At 58.2% G+C, this 17,974-nt stretch carries 19 protein-coding genes and 1 pseudogene; 8 read left to right on the top strand and 12 right to left on the bottom strand.

Features of this window, described 5'->3' with window-relative positions:
• Nucleotides 1-77: 77 nt before the first annotated feature.
• Nucleotides 78-995: a sulfate adenylyltransferase subunit CysD gene (gene cysD, locus GYN01_RS18910; RefSeq protein ID WP_048363171.1), complete on the top strand. Its 918-nt coding sequence runs from the start codon at nucleotides 78-80 to the stop codon at nucleotides 993-995.
• A gap of 9 nt (nucleotides 996-1,004) precedes the next feature.
• A complete protein-coding gene (gene cysN / locus GYN01_RS18905; RefSeq protein ID WP_203307608.1) occupies nucleotides 1,005-2,903 on the top strand; it encodes a sulfate adenylyltransferase subunit CysN in 1,899 nt (632 codons plus the stop codon).
• Nucleotides 2,904-3,146: 243 nt separating this feature from the next.
• Here cysN and GYN01_RS18900 read toward each other — a convergent pair whose 3' ends face one another.
• The 3 genes and pseudogenes from GYN01_RS18900 to GYN01_RS22585 form a co-directional block, all read right to left on the bottom strand.
• Nucleotides 3,147-4,052, bottom strand: coding sequence for an acyltransferase (locus GYN01_RS18900; protein WP_048400208.1), 906 nt, complete (start codon nucleotides 4,050-4,052; stop codon nucleotides 3,147-3,149).
• Entirely contained in the window at nucleotides 4,053-6,152 is a 2,100-nt protein-coding gene (gene pta, locus GYN01_RS18895) for a phosphate acetyltransferase (protein ID WP_048363174.1), read from the bottom strand.
• Nucleotides 6,153-6,212: 60 nt separating this feature from the next.
• Nucleotides 6,213-6,560: pseudogene (locus tag GYN01_RS22585) on the bottom strand (DUF3565 domain-containing protein).
• On the opposite strand from GYN01_RS22585, the gene GYN01_RS18885 reads away from it, so the two are divergent.
• On the top strand, nucleotides 6,529-7,014 hold the full coding sequence (locus tag GYN01_RS18885) for an FKBP-type peptidyl-prolyl cis-trans isomerase (RefSeq protein WP_048363175.1): 486 nt from the start codon (nucleotides 6,529-6,531) through the stop codon (nucleotides 7,012-7,014). The pseudogene GYN01_RS22585 and the gene GYN01_RS18885 overlap by 32 nt on opposite strands.
• A gap of 131 nt (nucleotides 7,015-7,145) precedes the next feature.
• Entirely contained in the window at nucleotides 7,146-7,628 is a 483-nt protein-coding gene (locus tag GYN01_RS18880) for a glutathione peroxidase (RefSeq protein WP_048363176.1), read from the top strand.
• On the opposite strand, the gene GYN01_RS18875 is transcribed toward GYN01_RS18880, so the two are convergent.
• A complete protein-coding gene (locus GYN01_RS18875; RefSeq protein WP_203307607.1) occupies nucleotides 7,625-8,839 on the bottom strand; it encodes a glycosyltransferase family 4 protein in 1,215 nt (404 codons plus the stop codon). The two genes, GYN01_RS18880 and GYN01_RS18875, sit on opposite strands and share 4 nt — an antisense overlap.
• A gap of 40 nt (nucleotides 8,840-8,879) precedes the next feature.
• Nucleotides 8,880-9,629 carry a sulfate transporter CysZ gene (gene cysZ, locus GYN01_RS18870; protein WP_048400198.1) on the bottom strand — a complete coding sequence of 250 codons (750 nt, stop codon included), beginning with the start codon at nucleotides 9,627-9,629 and terminating at the stop codon, nucleotides 8,880-8,882.
• Between the two features lie 314 nt (nucleotides 9,630-9,943).
• Between cysZ and trxB the strand changes: the two genes are divergently transcribed.
• The gene (gene trxB / locus GYN01_RS18865) at nucleotides 9,944-10,906 is read left to right on the top strand and encodes a thioredoxin-disulfide reductase (RefSeq protein ID WP_203307606.1); all 963 of its coding nucleotides are present in this window, start codon (nucleotides 9,944-9,946) and stop codon (nucleotides 10,904-10,906) included.
• 117 nt (nucleotides 10,907-11,023) lie between these two features.
• Here the strand turns inward: trxB and GYN01_RS22370 are convergent, their stop codons facing one another.
• Nucleotides 11,024-11,257 carry a hypothetical protein gene (locus GYN01_RS22370; RefSeq protein WP_053075983.1) on the bottom strand — a complete coding sequence of 78 codons (234 nt, stop codon included), beginning with the start codon at nucleotides 11,255-11,257 and terminating at the stop codon, nucleotides 11,024-11,026.
• A 579-nt stretch (nucleotides 11,258-11,836) separates the two neighbouring features.
• Between GYN01_RS22370 and GYN01_RS18855 the strand changes: the two genes are divergently transcribed.
• Nucleotides 11,837-12,985 (top strand): AGE family epimerase/isomerase, encoded by a 1,149-nt coding sequence (locus tag GYN01_RS18855; protein WP_203307605.1) that lies wholly within the window; start codon nucleotides 11,837-11,839, stop codon nucleotides 12,983-12,985.
• Here the strand turns inward: GYN01_RS18855 and GYN01_RS18850 are convergent.
• The 6 genes from GYN01_RS18850 to GYN01_RS18825 all read right to left on the bottom strand — a co-directional run bounded on the left by GYN01_RS18850 (nucleotide 12,982) and on the right by GYN01_RS18825 (nucleotide 15,989).
• Entirely contained in the window at nucleotides 12,982-13,323 is a 342-nt protein-coding gene (locus GYN01_RS18850) for a HopJ type III effector protein (protein ID WP_203307604.1), read from the bottom strand. The two genes, GYN01_RS18855 and GYN01_RS18850, sit on opposite strands and share 4 nt — an antisense overlap.
• The gene (locus tag GYN01_RS18845) at nucleotides 13,316-13,612 is read right to left on the bottom strand and encodes a DUF1244 domain-containing protein (protein ID WP_048400188.1); all 297 of its coding nucleotides are present in this window, start codon (nucleotides 13,610-13,612) and stop codon (nucleotides 13,316-13,318) included. The genes GYN01_RS18850 and GYN01_RS18845 overlap by 8 nt, the downstream gene beginning before the upstream one ends.
• 29 nt (nucleotides 13,613-13,641) lie before the next feature.
• The gene (folX, locus tag GYN01_RS18840; RefSeq protein ID WP_048363185.1) at nucleotides 13,642-14,013 is read right to left on the bottom strand and encodes a dihydroneopterin triphosphate 2'-epimerase; all 372 of its coding nucleotides are present in this window, start codon (nucleotides 14,011-14,013) and stop codon (nucleotides 13,642-13,644) included.
• Nucleotides 14,013-14,573 (bottom strand): GTP cyclohydrolase I FolE, encoded by a 561-nt coding sequence (gene folE, locus GYN01_RS18835; protein ID WP_048363186.1) that lies wholly within the window; start codon nucleotides 14,571-14,573, stop codon nucleotides 14,013-14,015. Before folE ends, folX begins: the two co-directional genes overlap by 1 nt.
• 23 nt (nucleotides 14,574-14,596) lie before the next feature.
• The gene (folM, locus tag GYN01_RS18830; protein WP_048363187.1) at nucleotides 14,597-15,307 is read right to left on the bottom strand and encodes a dihydromonapterin reductase; all 711 of its coding nucleotides are present in this window, start codon (nucleotides 15,305-15,307) and stop codon (nucleotides 14,597-14,599) included.
• A gap of 112 nt (nucleotides 15,308-15,419) precedes the next feature.
• Nucleotides 15,420-15,989, bottom strand: a complete 570-nt coding sequence (locus tag GYN01_RS18825) for a putative antibiotic biosynthesis monooxygenase (RefSeq protein ID WP_048400187.1) — start codon at nucleotides 15,987-15,989, stop codon at nucleotides 15,420-15,422.
• 220 nt (nucleotides 15,990-16,209) lie between these two features.
• Between GYN01_RS18825 and GYN01_RS18820 the strand changes: the two genes are divergently transcribed.
• Nucleotides 16,210-16,992, top strand: coding sequence for a hypothetical protein (locus tag GYN01_RS18820; RefSeq protein WP_203307603.1), 783 nt, complete (start codon nucleotides 16,210-16,212; stop codon nucleotides 16,990-16,992).
• A gap of 35 nt (nucleotides 16,993-17,027) precedes the next feature.
• Nucleotides 17,028-17,972, top strand: coding sequence for a MerR family transcriptional regulator (locus GYN01_RS18815; RefSeq protein WP_048400183.1), 945 nt, complete (start codon nucleotides 17,028-17,030; stop codon nucleotides 17,970-17,972).
• Nucleotides 17,973-17,974 lie beyond the last annotated feature (2 nt).

The following is a 17,974-nucleotide window of genomic DNA, read 5'->3' as shown; positions in this document are numbered from 1 at the left end:
TAAGAGGGCGCTGTGCTAGCATTCTGAGCTCGAACACGGCCCGCAGGCCGTTCATAAGATAGCTTTCGTGAGTAGCCATGGTCGACAAACTGACGCACCTGAAACAGCTGGAGGCGGAAAGCATCCACATCATCCGCGAGGTGGCCGCCGAGTTCGATAACCCGGTCATGCTGTACTCGATCGGTAAAGATTCCGCCGTGATGCTGCACCTTGCGCGCAAGGCATTTTTCCCTGGCAAGCTGCCGTTTCCGGTGATGCATGTAGACACGCAGTGGAAATTCCAGGAGATGTACCGCTTTCGCGACAAGATGGTTGCCGAGCTGGGCCTGGACTTGATCACCCACGTCAACCCGGACGGCGTGGCACAGGGCATCAACCCTTTCACCCACGGCAGTGCCAAGCACACCGACATCATGAAAACCGAGGGTCTCAAGCAGGCGCTCGACAAATATGGTTTTGATGCCGCATTCGGTGGCGCCCGCCGCGACGAAGAGAAGTCCCGCGCCAAAGAGCGCGTGTATTCATTCCGCGACAGCAAACACCGTTGGGACCCGAAAAACCAGCGTCCAGAGTTGTGGAACGTGTACAACGGCAACGTCAACAAGGGCGAATCGATCCGCGTGTTCCCGTTGTCGAACTGGACCGAACTCGACATCTGGCAGTACATCTACCTCGAAGGCATCCCGATTGTGCCGCTGTACTTCGCCGCCGAGCGTGAAGTGATCGAGAAGAACGGCACGCTGATCATGATTGACGACGAGCGCATTCTTGAGCACCTGTCTGACGAAGACAAAGCGCGCATCGTCAAGAAAAAGGTCCGTTTCCGCACGCTGGGTTGCTACCCGCTGACCGGCGCGGTGGAATCGGAGGCTGAAACCCTGACCGACATCATCCAGGAAATGCTCCTGACGCGAACTTCCGAGCGCCAGGGCCGGGTCATCGATCACGATGGCGCAGGCTCAATGGAAGATAAAAAACGTCAAGGTTATTTCTAAGGGGTTGTCATGTCGCACGTATCTGATTTGATCAGCGAGGACATCCTCGCCTACCTGGGCCAGCATGAGCGCAAAGAGATGTTGCGTTTTCTGACCTGCGGCAACGTCGACGACGGCAAGAGCACCCTGATCGGGCGCCTGCTGCACGACTCCAAGATGATCTACGAAGATCACCTGGAAGCCATCACCCGCGATTCGAAAAAAAGCGGCACCACGGGCGATGATATCGACCTGGCGCTGCTGGTGGACGGCCTGCAAGCCGAGCGCGAGCAGGGCATCACCATTGATGTGGCGTATCGCTACTTTTCCACGGCCAAGCGCAAATTCATCATCGCCGACACCCCGGGTCACGAGCAGTACACCCGCAACATGGCCACCGGTGCGTCGACCTGCGATTTGGCCATCATTTTGGTGGATGCCCGTTATGGCGTGCAGACCCAGACCCGTCGCCACAGCTTTATCGCCTCGCTGCTGGGCATCAAACACATCGTGGTGGCCATCAACAAAATGGACATCAACGGGTTTGATCAAAGCGTATTTGAGTCGATCAAGACCGACTACCTGGCGTTCGCTGAAGGCATGAAGGTCAAGCCCATGAGCTTATACTTCGTGCCGATGTCAGCCCTTAAAGGCGACAACGTCGTAAACAAAAGCGAGCGCTCGCCGTGGTACACCGGGCAGTCGCTGATGGAAATTCTTGAAACCGTGGAAATCGCGGCGGACCGCAACCTCACTGACCTGCGCTTCCCGGTGCAATACGTGAACCGTCCGAACCTGAACTTCCGTGGCTTCGCTGGCACCCTGGCCAGTGGCATCGTGCGCAAGGGCGACGAGGTGGTGGTGCTGCCATCGGGCAAGAGCAGCCGTGTCAAATCCATTGTTACCTTTGAAGGCGAGCTGGAACACGCAGGCCCTGGGCAAGCAATCACGCTGACCATGGAAGATGAGATCGACATCTCCCGTGGCGACCTGCTGGTGCATGCCGACAACGTTCCGCCGGTGACTGACAGCTTCGAAGCCATGCTGGTATGGATGGCCGAAGAGCCGATGCTGCCGGGCAAGAAGTACGACATCAAGCGCGCGACCAGCTATGTACCGGGTTCCATTGCCAGCATCGTCAACAAAGTCGACGTGAACACGCTGCAAGAAGGTCCGGCCAGCGCCTTGCAGTTGAACGAGATCGGCAAGGTCAAGATCAGCCTCGATGCACCGATTGCGCTGGACGGTTACGAAAGCAACCGCACCACGGGTTCGTTCATCATCATTGACCGCCTGACCAATGGCACCGTGGGCGCAGGCATGATCGTTGCCCAGCCGGTGAGTCATGGCAGCACCGGCCATCATGGCGAGCTGGCGCATGTGACCACTCAAGAACGTGCGCAACGTTTTGGTCAGCAACCGGCCACGGTGTTGTTCAGCGGCTTGTCGGGCGCAGGCAAAAGCACCTTGGCCTATGCGGTTGAGCGTAAATTGTTCGACATGGGCCGTGCGGTGTTTGTGCTGGACGGTCAAAACCTGCGGCATGACCTGAACAAAGGTTTGCCTCAGGACCGTGCTGGACGCACAGAAAACTGGCGCCGCGCCGCGCATGTGGCGCGTCAGTTCAACGAAGCCGGCTTGCTGACACTGGCGGCGTTTGTGGCGCCGGATGCGCAAGGCCGTGAGCAGGCCAAAGCGTTGATCGGGGATGAGCGTTTAATTACCGTGTATGTGCAGGCATCACCAGCGGTCTGCGCCGAACGTGATCCGCAGGGCTTGTACGCGGCGGGCGGCGATAACATTCCGGGTGATTCCTTCCCGTATGACGTGCCGTTAAATGCAGACCTGGTAGTCAACACCCAGGCGCTGACGGTCGATGAAGGCGTGAAGTTAGTGCTGGACCTGTTGCGTCAACGCGGCGCGATATAAGGCGCATCAAAAAGCCCGCCACCGAGTGATCGGTGGCGGGCTTTTTATTGGATAACGGCTTCTCCCTCACCCCAACCCTCTCCCAAAGGGAGAGGGAGCTTAATCGCGGTGTTGCGTAAAACGTGAACCTCCCCGATCAGTCCCACTCTCTCTGTGGGGGAAGGGTGGTGCATTTCCCCCAATCAGTCCCCTCTCCCTCTGGGAGAGGGTTAGGGTGAGGGGCTTTTGAGCGGTGGCAGCGAGTCAGACCTTTGGGTACTCGTGGTGCAATTGGTCCAGCAGCCGGTCTTTGTCTTCCCACAACTGATTGATCCAGCCCTGAAACGCCAGCTTGTACTCAGCGTCCTGATCGTAGTTCCTGCCAATAAACTCAGCTGGAATGGGTAACTCTTCGAACACCACCACCACCTCGCGCACATTCCCGCACAGTAAATCCCAATAACCCGGACGCCCTCCAGGATAGTGGATCGTCACGTTGACGATGGATTTGAGCTGCTCCCCCATCGCATCCAGCACAAAGGCAATCCCGCCGGCCTTGGGCTTGAGCAGGTAGCGAAACGGTGATTGCTGCTGCGCATGCTTGGCCTCGGTAAAGCGGGTGCCTTCAACAAAGTTGAAAATACCCACCGGCTGGTTTTTGAACTTCGCACAGGTTTTACGCGTGGTCGCCAGGTCGGCGCCTTTTTTCTCCGGGTGCTTGGCCAGATAAGCCTTGGAGTAGCGCTTCATGAACGGGAAACCCAGCGCCCACCAGGCCAGACCAATGACCGGCACCCAGATCAGTTCTTGCTTGAGGAAGAACTTGAGCGGGCGAATACGTTTGTTGAGCACGTATTGCAGCACCATGATGTCAACCCAGCTCTGGTGGTTGCTGGTCACCAGGTAAGAGTGCTCGTAATCAAGACCCTCCAGCCCTTTGATGTGCCAGCGTGTCTTGCGCAGCAGGTTCATCCAGCGCTGGTTGTTGCTGACCCACGCTTCGTGGATACGACGCATCAACTCGTCGGTGACCCGTTGCGCGGCCGGGAAGGGTAGGCACAGTTTAAAAATGGCCACCACGAATAACGGCGTGCAGCACACGATGGTGTTGATCGCCAACAGCAGTGAAGCAATGACGCCGCGTAACGGCGCAGGCAGGAAATCCAGCATTTACACATCCATAGGTCGGTTGGCGGCTTGGATCGCCGTGAGGGCGATGGTGTAGACGATATCGTCCACTTGGGCGCCGCGTGGCAGGTCATTCACCGGTTTACGCAACCCTTGCAGCATAGGACCAAGGCTGACGCAATCGGCGCTGCGTTGCACGGCTTTGTGCGTGGTGTTGCCGGTGTTCAGGTCCGGGAACACAAAGACCGTCGCGCGGCCAGCCACCTGGCTGTTGGGGGCCAATTGTCTGGCCACACTTTCGTTGGCCGCCGCGTCGTATTGCAACGGGCCATCAATCAACAGCGCATGTTGCGCTTCGTGAGCGAGAAGGGTGGCTTCGCGGACTTTTTCGACTTCTTCACCGCTGGCCGAATCGCCACTGGAGTAACTGATCATCGCCACGCGAGGCGTGATGCCAAATGCGGCCGCCGAGTCGGCACTTTGCAGAGCGATTTCGGCCAGTTCGGTGGCAGACGGGTGCGGGTTCATCACGCAGTCGCCATACACCAGCACTTGCTCGGGGAAGAGCATGAAGAACACGGAGGACACCAGCGTGCACCCCGGCGCCGTTTTGATCAGTTGCAAGGCCGGGCGGATGGTGTTGGCGGTGGAGTGAATCACCCCCGACACCAGTCCGTCCACTTCGTCCAGCGCCAGCATCATGGTGCCGATCACCACCGGGTCTTCCAGTTGCTGCTCGGCCATCGGCGCGTTGATGCTTTTGGTTTTGCGCAGCGCCACCATCGGCTCGACGTAACGCCCGCGAATGACGTCTGGGTCGAGAATCTCCAACCCCTCAGGCAGCTCAAACCCGTGGGCCTTGGCCACGGCGTGCACCTCTTCAGGCTTGGCCAGCAGCACACAGCGGGCGATGCCGCGAGCGTGACAGATGGCCGCCGCCTGCACGGTCAGCGGTTCGCTGCCTTCGGGCAACACGATGCGTTTGTTCGCCTGCTGGGCGCGCTGTATCAACTGATAACGGAAGACAGCAGGTGTGAGGCGCATTTCCCGAGGCGTACCGCAGCGCTGGTGCAACCATTTGGCGTCGAGGTGGCTGGCGACGAAATCAGTGATGATTTGCGCACGTTCGCGGTCATCGATGGGGATTTCTTTGTTCAGGTTGTTCAGGCGATTGGCCGTGTCGTACGAGCCGGTGCTCACTGACAGCACAGGCAGCCCGGCTTGCAGGGCGCCGCGACACAGCTCCATCAGGCGCGGGTCGGGTTGGGTGTCACTGGTCAGCAGCAGGCCGGCCAGCGGCACGCCATTCATCGCGGCCAGGCTGACGGCGAGAATGATGTCGTCGCGGTCGCCCGGGGTGACCACCAGCACGCCAGGCTTGAGCAGTTGCAGCGTATTGAGCACGGTACGGGCGCACAAAATGATTTTCGACATGCGCCGGGTTTCATAGTCCCCGGCGTTCAGCACCTGGGCGCCGAGCAAATCTGCCACGTCGCGGGTACGCGGTGCGTTGAGTTCCGGTTGATAGGGTATACAACCCAGCAGTTTGAAGTCACCGGAGCGCAGCAAAGGCGAATGCTCTTTGAGCCGTGCAGCGAAGTCTTCCATGCTTTCGTCAGTGCGCACCTTGTTCAGGATCACGCCCAGCACTTTCGGGTCTTTGGGGCCGCCAAACAGTTGAGCCTGTAGTTCAACGCGCCCGGAGAGTTCAGTCAGGACTTCGTTTTCCGGGGCCGAGACCAGAATCACTTCAGCATCCAGGCTTTTGGCCAGGTGCAGGTTGACCCGTGCGGCGTAGCTGGCGCTGCGGGTGGGCACCATGCCCTCGACGATCAGCACATCTTTGCCAATCGCGGCCTCTTGATACAGGCGGATGATTTCTTCAAGCAACTCATCGAGCTGGCCGTCGCCGAGCATCCGCTCAACGTGCGCCAGCCCCAAGGGTTTGGGTGGCTTCAGACCGTGAGTGCGGGCCATCAGCTCGGTCGAGCGCTCAGGGCCCAGATCGCCTGGGTGCGGCTGGGCAATCGGTTTGAAAAAGCCGACTTTCAAGCCGGCGCGTTCAAGGGTGCGCACCAGACCGAGGCTGATAGAAGTCAGGCCCACACCAAAATCAGTGGGGGCGATAAAGAAAGTTTGCATGCGAGCTTCCTGACGTGAGCAGTGCAAGGGCACACCCGCCGAGCGGGTCATGTGCCTGAATCAATTGCCAAGATTAGCGCTATCCGCCCCTTGAGCACACCAGCCACAGGCAAAGGGCTGACCTATTTTTGCGCGCCGTTGCTCGGGGTCAAGCACCCAGGCGCGCGATTGCCAGGGCGGTTGATGACGATGGTGCTGGGTGTGGCCACAAGACAGCACGGCCACCCAATGCGCCTCCTCATCCTGTCGCCAACCAATGATTATTGAGCTTTTCAAAATTATCCGTTGGTCTTGGTTGTGTTTCGTTGTGTTCGCTTTCGTGCGTTTGCTTGGTTAAACTTGCGCACTCTTTATTTTCTGCAAAAGGTCTCGCCCCATGACGATCGCCGCCAACAAGGCTGTCTCCATCGACTATACCCTGACCAACGACGCTGGTGAGGTCATCGACAGCTCCGCCGGTGGCGCGCCACTGGTTTACCTGCAAGGCGCAGGTAACATCATCCCGGGTCTGGAAAAGGCGCTGGAAGGCAAGGCAGTCGGTGACGAGCTGGAAGTTGCCGTAGAGCCAGAAGACGCTTACGGCGAGTACTCCGCTGAACTGGTCAGCACGTTGAGCCGCAGCATGTTCGAAGGCGTTGACGAACTGGAAGTTGGCATGCAGTTCCACGCTTCCGCGCCGGACGGCCAAATGCAGATCGTGACCATTCGTGATCTGGACGGCGACGACGTGACCGTTGATGGCAACCACCCATTGGCCGGTCAACGCCTGAACTTCAAAGTGAAGGTTGTGGCCATTCGTGACGCGAGTGAAGAAGAAGTTGCTCACGGCCACGTACACGGTGAAGGCGGTCATCAGCACTGATAATGGCTGCTAAGCTCACCTGAGCTAGCCAGGAAAGGGCGCCTACGGGCGCCTTTTTCATCTTTAAAGCGTAGGGCAATTGGCTTTTGAGCGGTTGTCTGAACCTGGTCCCGAGATTTTTGGAGTCCGTCATGAGTGCCTTTCACGAACTTACCCTCGACGCGCTGGACGGCAAGCCGCTGCCACTGGAAACCCTCAAGGGCAAGGTGGTGCTGGTGGTGAACGTCGCCTCTAAATGTGGTTTGACCCCACAGTACGCGGCGCTGGAAAACATCTATCAGCAGTACAAGGATCAAGGTTTCAGCATTTTGGGCGTGCCGTGCAATCAATTCGCGGGACAAGAGCCTGGCACAGACGAGGAAATCCAGTCCTTTTGCAGCCTCAACTACGGCGTGACCTTCGATCTGAGCGGCAAAATGAACGTCAACGATCCTGATCGTCATCAGTTGTATCGCTTGTTGGCAGGCGAGGGCGCTGAGTTCCCGGGGGACATTACCTGGAACTTCGAGAAATTCCTGCTGGGTCAGGACGGTCGCGTATTGGCGCGTTTTTCGCCGCGCACCGCTCCAGACGATGCCGCAGTGATTCAGGCGATTGAAAAAGCGTTGAGTTAACGCTTTTTCACCGGTACGGAGATGGGGATGGCCTCTGCGCAGGTTTCAGCGCGACAGGCGTTGTGCAGCACTCCTTCGAACTGCCTGATGATGTTTGGCCAGCCATGACGACTGGCATGCTGACGCGCATTCAGACGAATGGTGCGCAGCGTCTCAGGGTCATCCAGCAGCCAGCTTGCGGCTTCGATCCACGCGTGCTCGTCCCCGGTCATGGCCAGTACGCCGTTATAGCCATGACGGATATGCAACCCCGCCGCCGCCTCGTCATACGCCACCACGCCTAAACCTGATGCCAGGGCTTCGAGCACAACGTTGCCGAAGGTTTCGGTCATGCTCGGAAACAAGAACACGTCACTACTGGCGTAGTGACTGGCCAGCGTTTCTCCCGTCTGCACCCCACAAAAAATAGCCTCGGGCAGCGAGGCTTCGAGGGCCGCCCGTTTGGGGCCTTCCCCGACAATGATCAACGTGAGCCGTCGCGCCGGGTAACGGGCTTGCAGTGCCTGCAAGCAGCGCTTGAGGGCTGTGAGGTTTTTTTCCGGCGCCAGGCGGCCCACGTGCAGCAAGGCAATGTCGTCTTCACGCAGGCCCCAGTGTTGACGCAAGGTGTTCTGGCGTTTGGCCGGGTTGAACAGGCGGCTGTCGACACCGCGGGTCAGCAGTTGCAGGCGCTCGAAGTGCCGGCGTTGCAGTTCCAGACGCTGGCTGGTGCTGGGTACCAGCGTCAGCGCCGAACGGTTGTGAAACCAGCGCAAATAGTGGGTCAAGGCGCGGGTAATAAGCCCCCAACCGTACTGGCTGGAGTACTGCTGGAAATTGGTGTGAAAGCCACTGACCACCGCAATCCCCAAACGCCTGGCCACTCGCAACGCGCACAGCCCCAGCGGCCCTTCGGTGGCGATGTACACCACGTCCGGGCGCTGTTGCTGCCAGCGTTTGCTCAAGCGATGGATTGAAGTCATGCCCCATTGCAGGGTGGGATAGCCCGGTATCGGCCAACCGCGGCACAGCATCAATTGATCGGTGCTGCGTTGATGGCCATCCCCGCTTTGGCGCGGGCGCACCAGTTCCACGTGATGATTGAGTGCACATAAACCTTCATATAAATGGCCAAGGGTATTGGCCACGCCATTGATCTCGGGTGGGAAGGTTTCTGTGACGAGGGCGATATGAAGGGCAGTGGTCATGACCCCAGTGTCGGGTAGGGCCATGACGTCGATGTGTCACGCTGATGATGGATTTATGAAACGTTCAGCGGCTTTTGAGGGCGTCTTCGCCGCGTTCACGCACCCAAAACAGGGTAGCGCCTGCGACAGCGGCGGGCATCATCAGCACGTTGACCAGCGGAATCAGCAGCACCAGATAGACGATCCCGCCAAAACTCATGCTCTGCCAGCGTTTTTCACGCAGCCAGGCGAGCATCTCGTTCCAGCCCAGTTTGTGGTTATCCGCCGGGTAATCGATGTACTGAATGGCCATCATCCAGATCCCGAAAATCAGCCACAGCGGTGCGGCGATCAGGTTCAGCACCGGAATAAACGACAGGATCAACAAGGCAATGGCGCGGGGCAGAAAATACCCCAGTTTGCGCATTTCTCGCGCCAGGGTGCGCGGCACCATGGCGATCAGCTCGCCCCAACTGAACGCCGGGAAGTCATCCGTGCCGCGCACCACCACCTCAACCTTCTCTGAGAGAAAACCGTTGAAGGGTGCAGCAATGATATTGGCGAGCAGGGTGAAGGTAAAAAACACCATCAATGCCACCAGCACCACGAACAACGGCCACAGCAGGTAATTGAGAAAACTCAGCCAGTTGGGCAGCGCGGGCATCAGGGTATCCACCCATAGGCTGAACTGATGCCCTGCGAAATAAATCAAGCCGACGAACAGCACCAGGTTGATCAGCAATGGCAGCAATACAAACAGGCGCAGGCCGGGGGTGAGCACCAGCTTAAGACCCTCACGCAGGTAGTGCGGGCCGCAAAGAACAGGGGCGGGCATAGTTGTACTCCGAGCAATGAGAAAACGGGGCGACCTTAGCGGCTTTATGAATGGCGTGAAAGCCTTGGATCAGGATCGACAATAACTGTTACAAAGGCGGCCTCAGACGGCTGCGGTCTCATTGAGACCTGCTATGAGCTGGATTGTTAAAGCGTATTTCCTTAATCTCTGCCACCTCGATACGCTGCACCCACATTTTTTCAGGATCGATGCGTTTCAGGTCTAGCCTGTCCTGCTTTGCGATCCTTTTATATTCCAGCCGCTCAAACGGCGTTCCGACCCGATTTCGACGCGGGCGGTCATAGGAGTGAGTCATGTCTGAAGTACGTCATTCGCGAGTGATTATTCTGGGTTCCGGCCCTGCCGGTTACAGCGCTGCTGTGTACGCGGCCCGCGCCAACCTCAAGCCACTGCTGATTACGGGCATGCAGGCAGGCGGTCAATTGACCACCACCACTGAGGTCGACAACTGGCCGGGTGATGTTCACGGCCTGACCGGTCCGGCGCTGATGGAGCGTATGCGTGAGCACGCCGAGCGTTTTGAAACCGAGATCGTGTTCGACCACATCAACGAAGTGGACCTGAAAAACAAGCCGTTCACCCTCAAGGGCGACAGCGGTACTTTCACCTGTGACGCCCTGATCATCGCTACCGGCGCCAGCGCCCGTTACCTGGGCTTGCCGTCTGAAGAAACCTTCATGGGCAAAGGCGTCTCGGCGTGCGCGACCTGCGATGGCTTCTTCTATCGCAACAAGCCGGTGGCTGTGGTCGGTGGCGGCAATACTGCCGTTGAAGAAGCCCTGTACCTGGCCAACATCGCCAGCAAAGTAACGCTGGTTCACCGCCGCGAAACCTTCCGTGCCGAGAAAATCCTGATCGACAAGCTCAATGCCCGTGTGGCGGAAGGCAAAATCGAACTCAAGCTGAACGCGACCCTGGATGAAGTGCTGGGCGACAACATGGGCGTGACCGGTGCGCGCCTGAAAAACAATGACGGCAGCTTCGAGGAAATCACCGTCGACGGCGTGTTTATCGCCATCGGCCACACCCCGAACACCTCGTTGTTCGAAGGCCAACTGGCGCTTAAAGACGGCTACATGGTTGTGCAGGGCGGCCGCGAAGGCAACGCCACCGCCACCAGCATCGAAGGCGTGTTTGCTGCCGGTGACGTGGCCGATCACGTCTACCGTCAAGCCATCACCTCGGCCGGTGCCGGCTGCATGGCTGCACTGGACGCGGAGCGCTACCTGGACGGCTTGCAGAACGCTGAGTTCTGATACACCGCTTGACCCGAAGGGCACAGTGACTGTTTAGTCCTGCGTGGCCCGGTTCACACCAATGCCCGTATCGAACGATACGGGCATTTTTTTGTGCGCATTTTTGCTTGTCCGTGCTCACCCTCCATCCGACGCGTCAGGTTCTGCTCGATACACTTCGGCAAAAATGTCGGTGATGTCGCGCTGTGGTGAGCGTTGCTTCAAGGCCCTGACGTTGGCGCTTAAACGCAACAGGTCGTGGCTGGGTGTGGCCCTGTGTTCGGGTGGCAAGGGTTTCGACCATTCGCGCATGGCCTGTGGCAGGGCGCGGCGGCCGACTTTGGCGATGCGTTTGATTTCCCATTCGACCAAACGGTTGGGCAGCGTTCAGAACGTCATGACGTGATAGACGTACCAGAAAAAAACGTACACCCAACCCACCTCCTTCTCATGCCAACGACGGTGCATGGCGGCATGGGCATTGCGGAGCGCAGCCCTTCGTGAGGCGGATCGTCAGGGCCTTGAAGTTCCAGCGGGTCTTGAAGGGCTTTGGGATCGTGCCGCTCGTACTCCATGTAACCGAGCCTCCCAATGAGCGATGGATTAAAACGAATGCGGTGGGTGTGCCAGCCCCGTTGGCCTTGTTCATCCAAAGACCACAACCTGATCTCAAACAGCCGTGTTGATGCGTTCGGGATGGCGCGGATAGCTCAGGCTTAAGATCAGTCCCGGCCTGTGCATATGCATACGCAACAGACGTGCCGATACTTGCTCGCTGATCTCTTCACAGTGCTCATGTGCACGTTTGCTGTGCTCCAAAACAGTGGTGAAGCGCTGAGCCCCGATCTTTAATCCATGATCAACGTTACGGCGTCAGCCGCCCTCATCTGCGCCAAGAAGCTTTGGGTGTATCATGTCGCGCAAACGCCCCAGCCGTGACGATCCTTGCCGATGCCTGATGTAGCCAGCCCTGTTTTCCCTCCTGAACTGATTGCCGGTTTTGCGGCCGTGCAGCAGCACTTTCGTCAGGTGATCGTGCCTCTGTGGCAAGGCCCCGGCTGGAATGCCGAGCTGGCGTTGCCTTACGAGTCGCTGAGCGCAGCCCATCAACCGTTGCCCCCTGCGCGTTACCGTGCGATGGCTTGCGCCCGCCAGTTGTATGTATTTGCCAGCCTGATGGGGGACGCTCAGTTCCCTGGCGCGGGCGAGCGCGCAGCGGCGCTGTTTCGCGCCTTGCAGCAGCATTTTCATGACGCCGAACACGGTGGCTGGTTCTACAGCATCGACCCGCAGGGCGCGCCGCTGGATCAGCGCAAAGACCTCTACACCCACGCCTTCATCATTTTTGCCTGTGCGCATTACTGGGCCCAAGTCCGTGAGCCGTTGGTGGCGTCGGTGCTCAATGCGGCTTTGGAGGTGGTCGCGCAGCGCTTCAATGATGGCAACGGTTTGTACGAAGCCAGCTTGAACCGGGATTGGTCCACAGTGGGCAGCGGCCCGCTGCAAAACCCGCTGATGCACTTGGCTGAAGCCTTTCTCGCCACCTTGTCGGTGCGCGAAGACGCCGCCACTCACGCCGCGCTGCTGGCGCTCGCCGAGGGCATGCAGCAACGCTTCATCGCGCCCGAACACGGGGTGATGCTGGAAAAACCCCGTGGTGCAGCCGATAACTGGTTTGAGCCCGGCCATCAATTCGAATGGTATTTCCTGCTGCAATCCTCACCTTTGCTGCGCACTACGGCGCTGCACGATTCACTGGATCGCGCGTTCGGGTTTGCCGAGCAGGTGGGTGTCGATCCGCAGAGCGGGGCGGTCTGCGGCATGTTGGGCAGTGATGGCAGCCTGCGTGATGGCACGCAGCGAATCTGGGCTCAGGCCGAATACCTGCGGGCACTGACGTTGCGCGAAGATGGCCTGGTGCGGGTGCAACGCCAATTGCAGGCGTTGCAGCAGCACTTTTTACACGCCGGGGGTTGGTACGAATGCCTTGATGCGCAAGGCCAGGTCAGTCGCGAGGACATGCCCTCGACCACCCCTTATCACCTGGCCACCTGTTACAGCGGCCTGGCGCAGTACTTCAATTCAGGCGGCTCGATTTAAGCCTTGCGGGTCAATGGCCGGGCGTTGAATTTCACCCCGGCCAGACCGTGAGCGATCAGGGCGCGAATGTTGCCGTGATCGCTGCCTTCAGGTGTCGCGAGCACTGAGCGGTAATGTTCGCCAAACGCCAACAGGGCCTCTGGGTCGCTCAACCCTTCCAGCACCGCCAGGCCCAAGGTCTTGCACGACCCTTCGTTTTGCCCGGCAGCATTTTCCACCTCGCCGTTGGTGAAGGCTCGTGGCTGGTAATCGTAGTGCGCGGCGATAAAAGCCAGGGTGTCGGCAAACAGGTGTTCGCCGCTGTTGAGGCTGGCGCGCAGAGCGGTTAGATCAGTCATGCTTTTTTCCTTGGGCAAACGCCGCTGTCTGTTCGGCAGAGGCTTCTTTCTGGTACTGGGATTTCCAGTCGGCGTACGGCATGCCGTACACCACTTCGCGGGCGTCATCGAGGCTGACCTCGATCTGGCGCTCATCGGCCGCAGCCTTGTACCACTTGGACAGGCAGTTGCGGCAAAAGCCCGAGAGGTTCATCAGGTCTATGTTTTGCACATCTTTACGACTGTCCAGGTGCGCGACCAGGCGACGAAAAGCAGCGGCTTCGAGTTCAAGGCGTTCTTGAGGCGTCATGGGTTCACCGAGTGAGAGAGGGGGGCAGCTTAGCGGCTTGCCGCCAGCGTAATGGAGACCGATTCGGCAAAGCGCAGGGCGTGCGGTTTGTCGACTTCGACTTCGGCATACAACACAGCGCTATTGGCCATCACTAAATCCAGCAGCTCTTGGGTCAACCGTTCCAGCAGCGCGAAACGGTTTTCTTCAACGTGGGCAATCACAGCTTTGGTGATGGTGCGGTAATTGAGCGCGTGGTCGATGTCGTTATCTCGTACGGCCTCTTGCGCGGCATACAGGATGGTGAGGTTAATCAACACATCCTGCTTGTTGAGGATTTCTTCTTCATTGATGCCAATGTAGGTGCGCAGGCACAGGTCTTTGACGCGAATACGGGCCATTCCTGGCTGAAGTTGTGGCATTACGACTTGCTCCGTCCAATCAGTTGCAGGAACTCCATGCGGGTGCTGGGCTCGCGAAAAGCACCGAGCATCACCGAGGTGTTCATGGTCGAATTCTGTTTTTCTACGCCGCGCATCATCATGCACATGTGCTTGGCTTCAATCACCACGGCCACACCCGCCGCCTGAGTGACGTTCTGAATAGCGTCGGCGATTTCTCGGGTGAGGTTTTCCTGAATCTGCAGGCGGCGGGCAAACATGTCGACGATGCGGGCCACTTTCGACAGGCCGAGTACTTTGCCGGTCGGAATATACGCCACGTGCGCCTTGCCGATAAATGGCAGCAAATGGTGTTCGCACAGCGAGTACAGCTCGATATCGGCCACGATCACCATTTCGTCGCTGTCGGAGGCGAACAGAGCGCCGTTGACGATATCGTCAACGCTTTGGTCATAGCCGTGACACAGGTATTGCATGGCCTTGGCGGCGCGTTTCGGGGTGTCGAGCAAGCCTTCGCGGTCAGGGTTCTCACCGAGACCCAGCAGGATCTCGCGGTAGTGCTCAGGCAATGATGTGCTCATGAAAATACTTCCTCGCGGACGGCTTATTTGAGATGCCGACCGCCATTGACGGTCAGAGTGGTGCCGGTCACATACGGGTTGTCCAGCAGATAACGCAGGCTTTGATAGATGACCTCGGGCCCGGGTTCGATCCCCAGTGCTGACTTGGCCAGGGCCTTGGCGCGGTACGCCGCGTCGTCGTCCGGGTTGAACAGCAGCAGCGCGGGCGCAATGCCGTTGACTTTGATCCGTGGCGCCAGTTTAGCCGCGAATGACAACGTCAGGCTGTCGAGACCCGCTTTGGTGGCGCAATACGCAATGTGCTTGCTGCTGCCCTTGCGGGTCACATCGTCACTGATGTGTACGATATCCGCCGGGCTTGAGCGCTCCAGCAGCTCGCTGCATTGCAGGTTGATCAGGTACGGCGCGAGCATATGCACACTGAACATCTGTGTGAAGTCGCTGATTTGTGTATCAGTGCTTTCTGGCAACCAGGCCGACGCGTTATGCACAATCGCCCGTAAAGCCTGGGTGTGATTTTTCAGTTGTTCGATAAACGCGAGAATGCCGTGCTCGGTTGAAAAATCGCCATATACCGCTGTGGCCCCCAGATCGCGCAACATCTGCACGCCGGGCTTTTCGCTGCGGTAGCTGAAAATCACTCGATAGCCGTCTGCCAGCAATTGCTGCGCGCAGTGCAAGCCAATGCGCTGGGCAGCGCCCGTGATCAGAATGGGTGCGGATTGAGATGGCATGACAGGCTCGGCGTCAGAGAACAGGGGAGAGCGGCAGCGTGATGGCAAAACTATACCAGCGTCCGCTGCGCCACGGCCATGCCTGTACGGATCCCCTGTTCCTGATGCCGTTTCAGTGACCGTTGGAGGTCGCGGCGCTGCCCAAAGGTTTGGCAGGTGTACGGTGCAGCCAACCTGACAATAAGTGGGTCGATAAAGGAATAAAGAAGTAAACCATCAAGGGTGTCAGGGCCAGCGTGCTGACGAACACCCGGGGTAGCAGGCTCAGCTCGCTCAGCAAGGGGTTGAGCACGAAATTGAACAGCAATGAAATCGGAAAAAACGCGAGCCAAATAGCCACGGCTTGCTTCCAGCGGGGTGGGCGCTGCCCGGCGGCGCCAAACCAGCCGTCGATGCCGCTGACCCGGTGTTCGTGCGGGTGGGCAAACAGATCGCTGCCGCGCAGCAACCAGGCCGTGCGCGAGACTGAATGTTCCCACGCGTGCAGGGTGGCTTCATCGGCAAAGCGGAAAATGATTTGAAAGGCGTCATCACCGGGTGGCGGCGCCAGCACGCCCGAGCCCAGATAACCTGGGAAATCGGTGGCCAACTGTTCGCCTTCATGCAGCCAGGCAATCATGTCTTGATAGCGACCTTCGGCGACACGGCGTGCAACCATCAAGGTGACAGGGGAGGTAGACATTGTGTATCTCCATGTGGCTGATGCTGCCAGGGTAAGGCAGGCATAAAACGCAGCGCCGGGGTGGTGGGCTGCGTTGGGGAGTGCAAGCAAGGATTGTTCCTCTTTTCAATTGATTCAGCCGTTGCCCGGGCACACAGACTTCACTGTTTTCGCGTGGCCTGTGGAACCTTGCCCCGCTTAATGGCCAATCATTAACCACCCGATACTCAGAGGACAGAGCATGCTTCTTCAGAGCCTCAACGCTTTTGCGCCCAATGACAGCCTCTGTGTTAATACGCGAGCAGGCCATGCGGTTCATGCATCTTTAAAAACTGGGGATAATTCACGTCCCGAGGACATAAGCGCGGCGTTCTCTAGGGGTGGGGTGCTGGTGCGCACGGTGCAATTGCCTCATGCCCATAAAGAGCTGCACCACTGTGGCATCAGCGTCGACAACGCCAGAAACTTACACGCCAGTGGCGCCAGTCAGCACGGCGGGTTACGCAAGTGGACATTGGCACACGCGAATCTCGTGCCCAATTATTTCGCAATGGGCCCCAACGTCACCGGTATGCCAAGGCATATGGCATTTTTGGCACTGCCAGAAAAAGTTGGTCGGCATATTGTGGGCATTCATGAAAAAGACAACGCATCAGGTAATGTTGCACCGGATATGTCTGTGATTCATGACGCAGATGCCCGTTTTCACTTGAATAAAATGCTGGCGAGTTTGATCAAGGAGCAGAACGTGCGGCAGAGCGAGCGGCTGGAAAATAATGAAGTGCAAACGGTGGGCATTGAACCCGGCGCGATCGCGGGACTGCTTTTTTACCCCGTACCGTCCAAACCTGATTGGCTTGCGGCCAGAGCAGACTTTCAGAAAGTCATTGATAAAGGAGGGCCTGAGTTTGCAGGAAGAGCATTCCCTGTATTTACCTATCAGCAGGATGAGGGAACTCAGGTGCCCGCGTTAAAGCTGCTCGACACCCTCGTTAAAAAGGAACGTGAGGCCCATGAGGAGTAGACTCGCCAGACTTATTTTCGGCTTTGGGCTTTCTGATGCCTGTGATGACAGATATTGAACGCACTGTAGCGGCTGCTGCTGACCCTTTAGAGCAGGACGGCCTTTATCCGATCCGTGAAGTGTCGCGCCTGACCGGTATCAACCCGGTCACGCTGCGCGCCTGGGAGCGTCGTTATGGCTTAATCCAGCCAAAACGCACCGAAAGTGGGCACAGGCTGTACTCCGTGACCGATATTGAGACAGTGCGACAGGTTCAAGGGTGGATCGAGCGCGGTGTTTCAGTCAGCAAAGTGGGCGAGTTATTGACGCGTAGTGTCAACGCCACGCCTGCTCAACCCAGTGCCCAAACGGATGAATACACACAGTGGCAGTCCCGCATTGGTGCCGTACTCACGGCCTTTGATGAGCCTGAACTTGAACGTCTTTACGGACAGGTTTTTTCCAGCTACCCGCTCAAAACCGTATTTCATGAGATTTTCTTGCCGCTCTGGCAGCGTTTATTGCGCGTGCAAGATGAGTTTGGTCGCACCAGTGAATGGCTGTTGCTGGACCGCTTTTTACGCGGTCGTGTTCAGCACCGTCTGCAATTACAGGTTGTAGCTGCGCCGGCGCAGTGTGTGGTGCTCGTAGCCTTGCCAGAGTTGTGCCACGAATTGCAGTTGCTGGTGACGGGGTTGTTGCTGGCGCGTAATGATCGGGTTGTCAGGGTTTTGGCCATCGGGCAGCCGCTGGAAGAACTGTCGCTGGTATGTGAAAAAATCCGCCCCCAAGCGGTTGTGCTATTGGGTACCCGCGCCCTGAGTGCTGCGCGCCTTCAACGTTTGCTGAGGCTGACGCAACCCCTCAACAGTGCGGTCTGGTTGGCTGGCGAAGCGTCGGATCTGGCCTGCGAAGCATTGATGGCGTCCTCTATCGGGTGCTTGGGCAGTGAGGCGAGTGTGATGAGCCAGCGTCTGGATATCTCTCTGAAGGGCGTTTGAAT

It is taken from the genome of Pseudomonas weihenstephanensis, assembly GCF_016812185.1.
GTDB lineage: Bacteria > Pseudomonadota > Gammaproteobacteria > Pseudomonadales > Pseudomonadaceae > Aquipseudomonas > Aquipseudomonas weihenstephanensis.
The sequence above is the reverse complement of the archived record's forward strand: the minus strand, read 5'-3'. Positions and strand labels throughout refer to the sequence as shown.

Bases quoted from the DNA above. Each gene is read 5' to 3' on its own strand.
- folM (WP_048363187.1), bottom strand. From the start codon at position 15,307: ATGCCATCTCAATCCGCACCCATTCTGATCACGGGCGCTGCCCAGCGC.
- trxB (WP_203307606.1), top strand. From the start codon at position 9,944: ATGTCTGAAGTACGTCATTCGCGAGTGATTATTCTGGGTTCCGGCCCT.
- GYN01_RS18900 (WP_048400208.1), bottom strand. From the start codon at position 4,052: ATGCTGGATTTCCTGCCTGCGCCGTTACGCGGCGTCATTGCTTCACTG.
- GYN01_RS18815 (WP_048400183.1), top strand. From the start codon at position 17,028: ATGCCTGTGATGACAGATATTGAACGCACTGTAGCGGCTGCTGCTGAC.
- GYN01_RS18850 (WP_203307604.1), bottom strand. From the start codon at position 13,323: ATGACTGATCTAACCGCTCTGCGCGCCAGCCTCAACAGCGGCGAACAC.
- GYN01_RS18825 (WP_048400187.1), bottom strand. From the start codon at position 15,989: ATGTCTACCTCCCCTGTCACCTTGATGGTTGCACGCCGTGTCGCCGAA.
- GYN01_RS18875 (WP_203307607.1), bottom strand. From the start codon at position 8,839: ATGGCCCTACCCGACACTGGGGTCATGACCACTGCCCTTCATATCGCC.
- GYN01_RS18820 (WP_203307603.1), top strand. From the start codon at position 16,210: ATGCTTCTTCAGAGCCTCAACGCTTTTGCGCCCAATGACAGCCTCTGT.
- cysD (WP_048363171.1), top strand. From the start codon at position 78: ATGGTCGACAAACTGACGCACCTGAAACAGCTGGAGGCGGAAAGCATC.
- GYN01_RS18880 (WP_048363176.1), top strand. From the start codon at position 7,146: ATGAGTGCCTTTCACGAACTTACCCTCGACGCGCTGGACGGCAAGCCG.
- cysZ (WP_048400198.1), bottom strand. From the start codon at position 9,629: ATGCCCGCCCCTGTTCTTTGCGGCCCGCACTACCTGCGTGAGGGTCTT.
- folX (WP_048363185.1), bottom strand. From the start codon at position 14,013: ATGCCACAACTTCAGCCAGGAATGGCCCGTATTCGCGTCAAAGACCTG.
- pta (WP_048363174.1), bottom strand. From the start codon at position 6,152: ATGCAAACTTTCTTTATCGCCCCCACTGATTTTGGTGTGGGCCTGACT.
- GYN01_RS18855 (WP_203307605.1), top strand. From the start codon at position 11,837: ATGCCTGATGTAGCCAGCCCTGTTTTCCCTCCTGAACTGATTGCCGGT.
- folE (WP_048363186.1), bottom strand. From the start codon at position 14,573: ATGAGCACATCATTGCCTGAGCACTACCGCGAGATCCTGCTGGGTCTC.
- GYN01_RS18845 (WP_048400188.1), bottom strand. From the start codon at position 13,612: ATGACGCCTCAAGAACGCCTTGAACTCGAAGCCGCTGCTTTTCGTCGC.
- GYN01_RS18885 (WP_048363175.1), top strand. From the start codon at position 6,529: ATGACGATCGCCGCCAACAAGGCTGTCTCCATCGACTATACCCTGACC.
- cysN (WP_203307608.1), top strand. From the start codon at position 1,005: ATGTCGCACGTATCTGATTTGATCAGCGAGGACATCCTCGCCTACCTG.